Origin of the sequence: Lysobacter sp. 5GHs7-4 (assembly GCF_021284765.1) — a bacterium.
Classification (GTDB): Bacteria; Pseudomonadota; Gammaproteobacteria; order Xanthomonadales; family Xanthomonadaceae; genus Lysobacter.
In genome coordinates this window covers 766,229-777,775 of the sequence record NZ_CP089924.1, presented here as the reverse complement: position 1 = coordinate 777,775, position 11,547 = coordinate 766,229, and the positions used below count along the sequence as shown (strand labels likewise).

Annotated in this window: 10 protein-coding genes; 8 read left to right on the top strand and 2 right to left on the bottom strand. The window is 68.5% G+C overall.

The annotated features are described in order from the left end of the window. Positions 1–89 precede the first annotated feature (89 nt). The 8 genes from LVB77_RS03225 (at position 90) to LVB77_RS03190 (ending at position 7,241) form a co-directional block, all read left to right on the top strand. Positions 90–917 carry a 2-keto-4-pentenoate hydratase gene (locus LVB77_RS03225; RefSeq protein WP_232908780.1) on the top strand — a complete coding sequence of 276 codons (828 nt, stop codon included), beginning with the start codon at positions 90–92 and terminating at the stop codon, positions 915–917. After that, on the top strand, positions 914–1,906 hold the full coding sequence (locus LVB77_RS03220; protein WP_232908779.1) for a TRAP transporter substrate-binding protein: 993 nt from the start codon (positions 914–916) through the stop codon (positions 1,904–1,906). Before LVB77_RS03225 ends, LVB77_RS03220 begins: the two co-directional genes overlap by 4 nt. Positions 1,907–1,949: 43 nt before the next feature. After that, positions 1,950–2,465 carry a TRAP transporter small permease gene (locus LVB77_RS03215; RefSeq protein WP_232910135.1) on the top strand — a complete coding sequence of 172 codons (516 nt, stop codon included), beginning with the start codon at positions 1,950–1,952 and terminating at the stop codon, positions 2,463–2,465. Continuing rightward, the gene (locus tag LVB77_RS03210) at positions 2,465–3,745 is read left to right on the top strand and encodes a TRAP transporter large permease (RefSeq protein WP_232908778.1); all 1,281 of its coding nucleotides are present in this window, start codon (positions 2,465–2,467) and stop codon (positions 3,743–3,745) included. Before LVB77_RS03215 ends, LVB77_RS03210 begins: the two co-directional genes overlap by 1 nt. Positions 3,746–3,932: 187 nt before the next feature. Then, complete coding sequence (locus LVB77_RS03205; RefSeq protein ID WP_232910133.1) at positions 3,933–4,961, top strand: LacI family DNA-binding transcriptional regulator; 1,029 nt, start codon at positions 3,933–3,935, stop codon at positions 4,959–4,961. Positions 4,962–5,145: 184 nt separating this feature from the next. Further along, a complete protein-coding gene (gene kduI, locus LVB77_RS03200) occupies positions 5,146–5,991 on the top strand; it encodes a 5-dehydro-4-deoxy-D-glucuronate isomerase (RefSeq protein WP_232908777.1) in 846 nt (281 codons plus the stop codon). Positions 5,992–6,001: 10 nt separating this feature from the next. Beyond that, positions 6,002–6,760, top strand: coding sequence for a 2-dehydro-3-deoxy-D-gluconate 5-dehydrogenase KduD (gene kduD / locus LVB77_RS03195; RefSeq protein ID WP_232908776.1), 759 nt, complete (start codon positions 6,002–6,004; stop codon positions 6,758–6,760). A 151-nt stretch (positions 6,761–6,911) separates the two neighbouring features. Continuing rightward, positions 6,912–7,241, top strand: a complete 330-nt coding sequence (locus LVB77_RS03190) for a cupin domain-containing protein (RefSeq protein WP_232908775.1) — start codon at positions 6,912–6,914, stop codon at positions 7,239–7,241. A gap of 95 nt (positions 7,242–7,336) precedes the next feature. On the opposite strand, the gene LVB77_RS03185 is transcribed toward LVB77_RS03190, so the two are convergent. Beyond that, a complete protein-coding gene (locus tag LVB77_RS03185; RefSeq protein ID WP_232908774.1) occupies positions 7,337–10,237 on the bottom strand; it encodes a TonB-dependent receptor in 2,901 nt (966 codons plus the stop codon). Between the two features lie 268 nt (positions 10,238–10,505). Continuing rightward, positions 10,506–11,306: a sulfite exporter TauE/SafE family protein gene (locus LVB77_RS03180; RefSeq protein ID WP_232908773.1), complete on the bottom strand. Its 801-nt coding sequence runs from the start codon at positions 11,304–11,306 to the stop codon at positions 10,506–10,508. Between the last annotated feature and the right edge of the window lie 241 nt (positions 11,307–11,547).

Genomic DNA, 11,547 nt, shown 5'->3' with positions numbered 1-11,547 from the left:
CTGCCCGAGTCTAGCCTTGGATTGTCAATGACACCGGTTTCCTATACAACAGTTACGAGCAGGCAATGAGCCAGGGGATGCGATCCGGCATGCAGACACCGACCATCGACGACGGCAGCGCAAGCGCCGCGATCGCCCACCGCCTGGTCGCGGCCCGCCGCGGCGCGCGGGCGCTGCCCGACTACCCCGGCCCGCTCCCGCAGACCCTCGACCAGGGCTACGCGATCCAGGACCGTGCCATCGGCCTGTGGCCGCAGCCGATCGCGGGATGGAAGGTCGGACGCATCCCGCCGGGCTGGGAAACCCGGCTGGGCGAGGAGCGCCTGGTCGGCCCGATCTTCGGCAATGCCGTACAGACCGCCACCGGTGGACAAACTGGCCGTTTCGCGCTGATCGAGGGCGGCTTCGCCGCGGTCGAGGCGGAGTTCGTGTTCCGTCTCGGCGCCGACGCCCCCGCCGGCCGCACCCAGTTCGATCACGCGCAGGCCGCTGCCCTGGTCGACACGCTGTCGATCGGCATCGAACTGGCCGGCAGCCCCCTGCCCGACATCAACACCCTGGGACCGCCGATCGTGGTCTCGGACTTCGGCAACAACGCCGGCTTGATCGTGGGGCCGGAGATTCCAGGCTGGCGCACGCTCGCCGATGAGGCGCTGCGCTGCGAAACCTTCATCGACGACCGCCTGGTCGGACGCGGCGGCGCCGAGTCCATCGCCGGCGGCCTGTTGGCGGCGCTGGCATTCGCGCTGTCGCGCTGCGCGTCGCGCGGCTATCCGCTCAAGGCCGGCATGTGGGTGACCACCGGCGCGGCCACCGGCATCCACGACATCCTGGCTGGGCAACGCGCGATGATCTCGTTCGGCCGCTGGGGCCGGATGCACTGCGAGGCGGTGCTCGCCAGCGGGGAGGACGCATGACCACTCGCCGCCAACTGCTGGGCGGGCTAGGCGCGGCCTGCGCGCTGGCCGCGACCGGCGCGACGCTGCGCGCTGACGACGGCGCCCGCCTGCTCACCGCCACCGATGTCCACGTCAAGGACTACCCGACCGTGGCCGCGGTGCAATGGATCGGGCGCGAACTGGAGCGCGCGACCGGCGGCCGCCTGCGCCTGCGGCTGTACCACTCCGGCCAGCTCGGCCGCGAGTCGGAGGCCATCGACATGGCGCGATTCGGCGCCATCGACATCACCCGCGTCTACAGCGGCGCGCTCAACAACGCGTTCCCGCTGACCCAGGCCCTGTCGCTGCCGTACGTGTTCGATTCGGTCGCGCACCTGCGCCGCGCCCTGGACGGCGAGGTCGGCGCCGCCGTGCTGCGCGATTTCGCCCGCCGCGAACTCGTGGGCCTGGCGATCTACGACTGCGGCGCGCGTTGCTTCTACAACGTGCGCCGCCCGATTCGCACACCGGCCGACATGCACGGGCTGAAGTTCCGCGTGCCGGCCTCGGACATCTTCATGCGCATGATCCGCCTGCTGGGCGGCAACCCCACACCGCTGGCCTACGGCGAGGTGTTCTCGGCGCTGCAGACGCATCTGATCGACGGCGCCGAGAACAATCTGCGCAGTTTCCATTCCAGCCGCCAGTTCGAGGCGGCGCGCTATTGGTCGCAGACCCAGCACTCCTACGCACCCGATGTGCTGCTGATGTCGCGGCGCAGCTTCGAGTCGTTGAACGCCGGCGACCGAGAGCTGCTGCTGGACATCGCGCGCCGCTCGGTGTCGGTGATGCGCGAGCTGTGGGACGAATCCGAGGCCGTCGCGCGCGCGGCCGTGATCGAAGGCGGCGTACAGATCAACGACTGCGACCTGCCGGCGTTCCGCGCCGCGGTGCAGCCGTTGCTGGACGACTACCACCGCGATCCGGCGATCGAAACCCTGTACCGCCGCATCCGTTCCCTGGCCTGAGGCAGACATCGTGGCAGACGCTCCCCTCGCCGCAGCGGCGGACATCGAACAAGCGCAGGACGACGCCATCGGGCAAGGCCCACTGGATCGGCTGGCGGGGCTGGCAGTCGCGATCGCCGGCACCGCCCTGGTCGGCATGGTCGCGGTGCAGGCTCTGCAGGTGTTCGCGCGCTACGTCGTCAACGATTCGCCGGGGTGGACCGAACCGGTCGCGCTGCTGCTGCTCAACACCGCGATGAGTTTCGGCGCCGCCGCCGGCGTGCACCGTGGCTCGCACTTCGGTTTCTTCATCCTGGTCCACCGCGCGCGCCCGGCGCTGCGGCGCTGGCTGCTGGCGTTCTCCAACCTGGTGATCGGCGGCATCGGTGCGGTACTGGCGGTGTGGGGCGGGGAGCTGTTGCTGGACGGCTGGGACATCCCCATGGCCGGCGCGCCGCTGCCGCAAAGCGCGGTCTATGCGCCGATGGCGGTTGGCGGCGCGCTGATGGCGATATTCGCCTTGCAACGCGTGCACGCGGCTCTGACCGCGCCACTCACCGACAGCTCCCGGAGCGCCTGATGGACGTCGCGATACTGTTCGGCGTATTCGCCCTCCTGCTGATCGTCGGCGTGCCGGTGGCTTACGCGCTGTCGGCGGCGGCGCTGGCCACGCTGATCCACATCGGTCTGCCGCCGATCGTGGTGGTGCAACAAACCGCAGCCGGCGCCGGATCGGCCTCGCTGATCGCGATTCCGCTGTTTATCTTCGCTGGCGAAATCATGCTGCGCGGCGGCATCTCCGAGCGCCTGATCGGCCTGGCCTCGGCCCTGGTCGGGCATCTGCGCGGCGGCCTGGGGCAAGTCAGCGTGCTGTCCTCGCTGTTCTTCGGCGGCGTGTCCGGCTCGGCCATCGCCGACGTGTCGGCGATCGGCGGCGCGATGATTCCGCAGATGGTCAGGCGCGGCTTCGACCGCGACTTCGCCGTCAACGTCACCATGACCGCGGCGATGGTCGCGTTGCTGGTGCCGCCTTCGCACAACCTGATCCTGTACTCGGCCTCGGCCGGCGGCAGCATCTCCATCGCCGACTTGTTCGCCGCCGGCATCCTGCCCGCGCTGCTGATGACGGTCACGCTGATGGCGACCTGCTGGGTGATCGCGCGCCGGCGCGGCTACGCGGTGGAAGCCTTCCCCGGTTTCGGCATCGTGCTGCGGCGCCTGGTAGCCGCGCTGCCGGGGCTGGCGCTGGTGGCGCTGATCTTCGTCGGCATCCGGGCCGGCATCTTCACCGCGGTCGAAAGCGCAGCCATCGCCGTGGTGTACGCCTTGCTGGTGACCGCGCTGGTGTACCGCAACCTGCGTTGGCGCGATTTTCTGGAAACCGTCGCCGGCGCCGCGCGCACCACCGGCATGATCCTGTTCGTGATCGCCTCGGCGGCGTCGTTCGGCTGGCTGCTGGCCTACCTGCAGGTGCCGACCGCGGCGGTCGACGCGCTGACCTCGCTGACCACCGACAAGAACCTGCTGCTGTTGCTGATGATCCTGATCCTGCTGGTGCTGGGCACCTTCATGGATCTGGCGCCGATGATCATCATCTGCACGCCGATCTTCCTGCCGCTGGCCAAGGCGATCGGCGTCGACCCAGTGCATTTCGGCGTGATCCTGATCCTCAAGGGCGGCATCAGCCTGATCTCGCCCCCGCTGGGCTCGGTGCTGTTCGTGGGCACCGCGATCGGCAAGATCAGCATAGGCGAGACCCTGCGCACGATCTGGCCGTTCTGGCTGGCCTCGCTGGCGGTGCTGCTGGTGGTGACCTTCGTGCCGCAGCTGTCGCTGTGGCTGCCGGCGCTGCTCAAGTAAGCACGCGATGTCCACCGGGGACATCGCCGTCGCGGCCGGCTAGAATCGGGGCCAGCCCCGGTCCCACGACCGGACTGCCCCCCGTCGCCGAGCCGCCATGAAATCACCCCCCCCGCGCGGCCCGCGCCGCGCACCGCGCAGCGCCCGTGCCGCCGAAGCGGCCGCGGGCGACGCCGCGCCGCAGCGCATGCCGGCCCCGGGCAAGGCGACCATCAACGACATCGCGCGGCTGGCGGCGGTGTCGAAGAAGACCGTCTCGCGGGTGATCAACGATTCGCCGCTGGTGCGTCCGGACACGCGCGAGAAGATCCAGTCGCTAATGAAGCAGCTGGGCTACGCGCCGGATCCGCAGGCGCGCGGCCTGGCGTTCCGGCGCTCGTTCCTGATCGGCCTGGTTTACGACAACCCCACCGCGCAGTACATCGTCAACATGCAGTACGGCGCGCTCGACGCGCTGCGCGACTCGGGCTACGAGCTGGTCGTGCACCCTTGCGACAGCCATCGCGAGGATTACATCGACGGCATCCGCCGCTTCGCGCTGCAGCAGAAATTGCACGGCGTGATCCTGATTCCGCGCGTATCCGAGGACGATCAGCTGGCCGCGGCGCTGCAGGAAATCGACGTGCGCTACGTGCGTATCGCCTCGATTCCGCTGGACGAACCCGGCAACATGCTGCACACCCAGGAGCGTTCGGCCGGCATCGAGGCGGCGAACTACCTGCAATCGCTGGGCCACCGGCAGCTGGGCCTGATCACCGGCCCGCGCCGCTACCGTTCCTCGATCGAACGCGGCGGCGGGTTCCGTCACGGCCTGGCCCAGCGCGGCATCGAGCTGACCGACGACTACGTGTTCGAGGGCGGCTACACCTTCGACTCCGGCGTCGCCGGCGCCGAGTACTTGCTGGCCAAATCGCCGCGTCCGACCGCGATCTTCGCCTGCAACGACGAGATGGCCGCCGGCGTGTACAAGGCGGCGATGCGGCGCGGCCTGAGCATTCCGGCCGACTTGTCGGTGGTCGGCTACGACGACAGCCCGTTGGCGACCCAGCTGTGGCCCGCGCTGACCACCATCCACTCGCCGGTGCGCGACCTCGGCCGCCAGGCGGCGCAGATGCTGCTGGCGCCGGAACCGGCGGAAGGCGAGGAGCCGACCGAGCCGGTGTCGGTCACCCCGCACCTGGTGGTGCGCGACTCCAGCCAGCGCCCGCCGGCCTGAGGCCGGCCGCGGGCACGGCGCTCGCGCTTCCTTCCACCCCGACCCCGCTCGGCGCGCGGATTTGCGTTCGCGGACCCACCGGAGCGTCTTGTTCTGCGTTTTGACACCGGTTACCAAAACCCCGCTATGATTCCGGAACAGCCGCCTCAGGCGGCATCGCAGGCATACGCTTTCCGGAGGCCCGATGTTCCGCAAGACCTACCACGCCACCCATCCCGAGATGATGGCCGGCGCCAGCAACGACCAGCTGCGCGACCGCTATCTGATCGACGGCCTGTTCGCCGCCGGCGAAGTCCGGCTGAACTACTCGCACAACGAGCGCTTCGTGATCGGCGGTGCCGCACCCGTGGACGCGCCGCTGGACTTGCCGGCGCAGACCGAACCGGCCTCGGCCGCCGGCCAGCCCTTCCTGGCCCGGCGCGAACTGGGCGTGGTCAACGTGGGCGCGGGCGCCGGCACGGTCAGCATCGACGGCCAGACCTACGCGCTGCAGCCCAAGGACGGCCTGTACGTGCCGATGGGCAGCGAGCGGGTGGTGTTCGCATCGGACGATGCCGCCCAACCCGCCAAGTTCTACCTCGCCTCCACGCCCGCGCACGCGCGCTACGAGACCGTGCACATTTCGATCGACCAGGCCGTGCCGCTGGAGCGCGGCGCGCTGGAGACTTCGAACCAACGCACCATCTATCAGTACATCGTCCCGGCCACCTGCCGATCCTGTCAGTTGCTGCTGGGGCTGACCGTGCTCAAGACCGGCAGCGTCTGGAACACCATGCCGCCGCATCTGCACGATCGCCGCTCCGAGGTGTACTTCTACTTCGATCTCGGCGACCAGAGCGTGATGCACTTCATGGGCGAACCGGCCGACATGCGTCATCTGGTGATCCGCAACGACGAAGCCGTGGTGTCGCCGCCGTGGTCGATCCACATGGGCTCGGGCACGCGCAACTACTGCTTCATCTGGGCCATGGGCGGCGAGAATCTGGACTACACCGATATGCACCAGCTCGACCTGTGCCAACTCAAGTGAGGCCGCGCGCATGAGTGTTTCGCCGTTCGATCTCAACGGTCGCGTCGCTCTGGTTACCGGCGGCAATCGCGGCTTAGGCCAGGGCCTGGCCTTGGCCTTGGCGGCGGCCGGCGCCGACATCGTCGCGGTCAGCACCGGCGCGGCCACCGACACCGGTCGGCACGTGCGCGCGCTGGGACGCCGCTTCCACGCCATCGAAGCCGATCTGTCGACGCTGGCGCCGATCGCCGGCATCGTCGAGGAAACCATCGCACAGCTGGGCTCGGTGGACATCCTGGTCAACAACGCAGGACTGATCCGGCGCGCCGACGCGGTCGATTTCACCGAAGCCGACTGGGACGCGGTGATCGACGTGAACCTCAAGAGCGCGTTCTTCCTCGCGCAAGCGGTCGGTCGGCGCATGATCGCCGCCGGCGGCGGCAAGATCATCAACATCGCCTCGATGCTGTCGTTCCAGGGCGGCATTCGCGTCCCTTCGTACACCGCCAGCAAATCCGGCCTGGCCGGCATCACCCGTCTGCTCGCCAACGAATGGGCCGACAAAGGGGTCAACGTCAACGCGATCGCACCGGGCTACATGGCCACCGACAACACCGCGCAGCTGCGCGCCGACGAGGGCCGCAACCGCGACATCCTCGCGCGCATTCCGGCAGGCCGCTGGGGCGAGCCTTCCGACTTGGGCGGCGCGGCGGTGTTCCTGGCCAGCCGCGCATCCGACTACGTACACGGCGCGGTGCTGCCGGTGGATGGGGGCTGGCTCGCGCGTTGATCGGATACTGGAGCTTGCCCGCATGCGCATCGAAACACTCCGAGCGCTATCCCTCATCGCCTTGGCCGCATGCGCTGGCCACGCACATGCGGCAGAACCCGTCTGCGCGCCGCGTAGCGGTTCCTACGTCGAACAGGCACGCGATTTGGCGGTGAGCCAGCCCGGACCGCACGAAGGCGAGGGCCTGACCACCGCCTATCCGTTCTTCGAACAGGCCGCGGGTTTCGACCTGGTGTTCCGGCAACGCGCGCTGCATCGCGGCGCGACCATAGGCGAGCACCGCAACGACAAGGACGAGATCTACTACGTGCTCAGCGGCCGCGGCGAACTGATGCTGGATCAGACGCGCCGCGAAGTCGGAGCCGGCGACGCCATCCTGACCCGCAAGGGCAGCACGCACGGCTTGAAGCAGATCGGCGACGCGGACCTGGTGATTGTGGTGGTGTACCGCCGTCCCCTGGCGGACGGCTGCCGAGGCTGAGGCGCAGCACCTATCGCATCACAACGCATGCCCACAAACGAAACGGCCGGCGATTCGCATCGCCGGCCGTCGCGTTGGATCGGGTCAGACCTGGATCAGAAGCGGTAATCGGCGCTGACGTACCAGAAGGTGCCCGGCAGGTCGTAGGTGCCCGCGTCGTAACCGTTGAGCGAGCAGGTCACGCACACCGGCGGGTCCTTGCCGAACACGTTGTTGGCGCCGACCGACAGCTTCAGGCCCTCCAACGTGAACGCGTTCTTCCAGCCGAACTGGACGTCGTGGTAGGTCACCGAGCCCAGGGTGTTGACGTTCTGCGGGTTCAAGCAGCCCGGCTTCGGACCGGCGTACACCGAGTTGCCGCAGTCTTCGTCGACCGAGGCGATGTAGCGCACGTTCCAGCTGGCGTCGAAGTCGCCCTTGTTCCAGCCCAGCTGCACGTTGGTCTGCCACTCGGGGATCGCGCTGTCGGCGACTTCCACGCCGACCTTGCGCTGCGACACGTTGCCGTCGATGTCCACGGCCTTGTAGTCGTTGACGAAGGTCGACTGCAGACCCGCGGTCAGGCGGCCCCAGCTCCAATCCGGGCTGGCCCAGTTGACCTTGATGTCGACGCCGTCGGTTTCGACGCTGCCCAGGTTGCTGAGGAAGTTGTTGGGCGGGTTGAGGTTGCCGCTGGCCGCGCGCGAGAACGGCGAGCAGACCGCCGGATTGGTGCCGCCGCCGGCCAAGCAGGCGTTGAGCAGGGCCTGCAGATCGCGGGCCTGGATCGCGCCTTCGATCTCGTGGTGGTAGTAGTTCACTTCGAAGTCGACCTTGCTCGACCACGAGGTTTCCTCGCCCCAACCCGGGCTGTAGACCACGCCGAAGGTGTAGCTGTCGGACTCTTCCGGATCCAGGTTCGGGTTACCGCCGGTGAAGGTGGTGATCTGGGTGTTGGCCTGCTCGAAGCCGGCCGGCACGCCCTGCGCATTACAGCCGGCCACGTACTGCGGCGCCGGGCCGCCGCCGCCGGTCGGACCGCAGGGGTCGACCAGGCTGGCGCCGAACTGGGTCAGGCCGTACAGCTCGCCCAGGTTGGGCGCGCGGAAGCCCTGCGAGTAGGTACCGCGGATCACCAGGTCCTCGATCGGCTGCCAACGGAAGCCGGCCTTGCCGGTGGTGGCGCCGCCGAAGGTCGAGTAATCCGAGTAACGGATCGCCGCGGTGATGTCCAAGGTCGACAGCACCGGGAAGTTGAACTCGGTGTAGACCTCGCTGACGTCGTAGTTGGCGTTGACGGGCGCTGCGAACGAGTCCTGCGATTCGCCGGTCTGACGCAGCGGATCGGGGTTGAACTCGCCGCGGTAACGGCGGTGCTCGACGCCGGCGGCGAAGCCGGCCGCGCGATCGCCGATGTTGAACAGGTCGCCGGTGATGTTGGCCGAGAACAGGTCCAGCACCTGCTTGCTCGAGTCGATCTGCTTGGTGCGGATCCAGTCGATCATCGCCTGCGTCATCGGACGCGCCTGGCCGCCGAACAGGTCCAGCGGCACGCAGCCCGGGACCGCCGCGCACACCGCCGGATCGCCCAGGGCGAGCTTGATCTTGGCGACGTTGTAGCCGTTGCGGAAGGTCTGCTCGGCCTTGTTCTCCGAGTGCACGTAGTTCGCATCCCAGCCGAAGTTACGCTCGCCGATGTCGAACACGCCGTCCAGGCCGATGTTGAAATAGGTGGTGTCGACGTCCTGCTCGAAGATGCGCGGACCGACCTCGATCGGACGCTTGGTGATCCAGCCGAAGTTGGTGGCCGGGTCCAGGGTGATGCCGAACGGGTTGTACGGATTGTTGGCGTGCACGATGACCGTGTCGGCGATGCCGCCGGTGCCGGCGAAGGGACCGACGAAGATCGGTTCCGGCGCGGCCTGGTTGGTCGAGGTGCGGTTGTTGTACAGCGCCTTGATGTGCAGGCGGGTGTTTTCGGTCAGGTCGTAGTTGAGGCTGGTGAACAGCGCCTTGCGCTTGCTCGGGGTCAGCAGCAGGTTGAACGGCGCGAAGTTGAAGCGGTCGGCGCCGCTGAAGCCGTGATAGGTGCCGCCGTTGGGGTTGTTCGGATCGAACACCGGCACGGTGGTGCCGTTGTTGAGCGTGATGTCGTACCAGTTGTCGCCCGCCGCGTCGCAACCGCCGACGCCGGTGACCGGACGGCTGGGGTCGCAGAAGGTGAAGCGGCCCTGCGGGATGCCCGAGCTGCCCGCGGCCAGACCGCCGCCCGGAACCGGCTCGGACGACTGCTTCCACTTGCCGGAGCTGATCGCCTTCTGCTCGAAGTAGCTGGCGCCGAACACGGCCGACCAGCGCTCGCCGGCGCCGCCCAGGGTCATGCTGGCTTCGGTGGTGTCGCCGCCGTCGCCCCACTGGCCGAAATAGGCGTGGACTTCGGCGCCGTCGAGCTTGCGACGGGTGATGATGTTGACCACGCCGGCGATGGCGTCGGAGCCGTAGATCGCCGAGGCGCCGTCTTCCAGCACTTCGATGCGCTCGACGATCGCCAGCGGAATGGTGTTGACGTCGGCGCTGCCGCTGACGCCCGAGGCGGAGGATTCGTTGACCCAGCGGATGCCGTCGACCAGCACCAGCACGCGCTGCGAACCGAGGTTGCGCAGGTCGACCTGGGCCGAACCGGCGCCGATGCCGCCGCCGTCCGGCGGATAGCCGAAGTTGCCGGAGGAGTTGAACTTGGCGTTGAGCGCCTTGCCGCCGGCGGTGAGCTGCTGCAGCACTTCGCCGACGGTCTGCACGCCGGTCTTTTCGAGCTTCTGGCGGTCCAGCACGAACACCGGCTGGGCGGTGACGGCGTTGGTCTGCTTGATGCGGGTACCGGTGACGGTCACCGTGTCCAGCGTGGTGGCCGAGGGAGCGGGCGGGGCGGCGTCCTGGGCGGCGGCGAGGCCGGGCAGGCTGATCAGCAACGACAACTGGATGGCTTTCGCCAAGGACTGGCGACGCAACGGCTTCATCTTTCTCTCTCCCTGAAGTTAAGACGTGGCTGGTTTTGTTTTTTGGGCGCCGGGCCCCTGTTCCCTGGCGTCACGAGGTTGTAAACAATTCGTGAAGCCGCCACAAGCGGCAAAGTGCCCCCTGCCGTGACGGATTGCCGAATTCGCGACGCAGGACACCGCTCGACCGCCCATTCAGGCGATCAAGTTCAATAAAATCATTCAGTTACACGTTCAGCTGGCGATCAGATGCGCGGCTCGCGCGCATCGCGTGCCCACGCGGTAGCGCTCAGCCACCTAAAAGCAGACTCACCGCCACGATCACCAGGAAAGCCGCGAACACCCGCTTCAAGGTGACCCCACTGAGCCGGTGGGCCAGGCGCGTGCCATAGGGCGCGGCCACGACCGAGGCGATCGCCACCCCGATCGCCGCCGGCAGGTAGACGTAGCCGACCGCGTGGTGCGGGAGCGCGCCCGGCGGCGCATGCAGGGCATAGCCGACCGCCGAGGCCAGGCCGATCGCGACGCCGCAGGCCGACGAGGTGCCGACCGCACGCACCGGCGCGATCCCACGCCAGACCAGCAGCGGCACGGTCATGCTGCCGCCGCCGATGCCGACCACCGCCGAGACCGCGCCGATGCCGACCCCCGCCGCGCTCATGGGTACTCCGCGCGGCGGCGGTTCGTGGTCGGCCACTGCCGGTCGGTTCTTGCCGAACAGCAGCTGCGCCGCGGCGATCAGGCAATAGCCGGCGACGATGTAGCGCAGCAGGTCGTCGTCGATGCGCACCGCGACCATGCTGCCGAACCAGCCGCCGATCAGCAGGCCCGGCACCATCCACGCCACCGTCGGCCACAGCACGCTGCCGCGCTTGGCGTGCGCGCGCGCCGAGGCCGCCGCGGTCAGCACGATGCTGGCCAGCGAACTGGCCAGCGCGGTGTGCATCGCCGCTTCCTGAGGCACGCCCACCCACGGCGCCAGCCACGACAGCGCCGCCACCAGCACCAGCCCGCCGCCCACGCCCAACAGGCCCGCGAGCACGCCGGCGATCGCGCCCAACACCAGAAATGCCGCCCAAGCGATGGTCACTGCGTCGTCTCCGTCGTGATGCCCAGCACCCGACGCCTAGAGCGCGATGCCTGGGCGGTGAGGTCTGAAGCCGGTTCGCGATCTTCGCCCGAAACGCGCATCGCGTCATTCGAAAGCGCCCGCGCGCATGTGGAACGGCGCATCCCGTCGTTCGAAGTCCCGAGCCGCACGAAACCCCGCACCCGTCACTCCGGCGAAAGCCGGAACCGATCTTGATCGTGGATAGGCGGAAGCGGCGCAA

Excerpts from the sequence above, each read along its gene's own strand:
- LVB77_RS03225 (WP_232908780.1), top strand. The coding sequence starts at position 90 with ATGCAGACACCGACCATCGACGACGGCAGCGCAAGCGCCGCGATCGCC.
- LVB77_RS03220 (WP_232908779.1), top strand. The coding sequence starts at position 914 with ATGACCACTCGCCGCCAACTGCTGGGCGGGCTAGGCGCGGCCTGCGCG.
- LVB77_RS03210 (WP_232908778.1), top strand. The coding sequence starts at position 2,465 with ATGGACGTCGCGATACTGTTCGGCGTATTCGCCCTCCTGCTGATCGTC.
- LVB77_RS03205 (WP_232910133.1), top strand. The coding sequence starts at position 3,933 with ATGCCGGCCCCGGGCAAGGCGACCATCAACGACATCGCGCGGCTGGCG.
- kduI (WP_232908777.1), top strand. The coding sequence starts at position 5,146 with ATGTTCCGCAAGACCTACCACGCCACCCATCCCGAGATGATGGCCGGC.
- kduD (WP_232908776.1), top strand. The coding sequence starts at position 6,002 with ATGAGTGTTTCGCCGTTCGATCTCAACGGTCGCGTCGCTCTGGTTACC.
- LVB77_RS03185 (WP_232908774.1), bottom strand. The coding sequence starts at position 10,237 with ATGAAGCCGTTGCGTCGCCAGTCCTTGGCGAAAGCCATCCAGTTGTCG.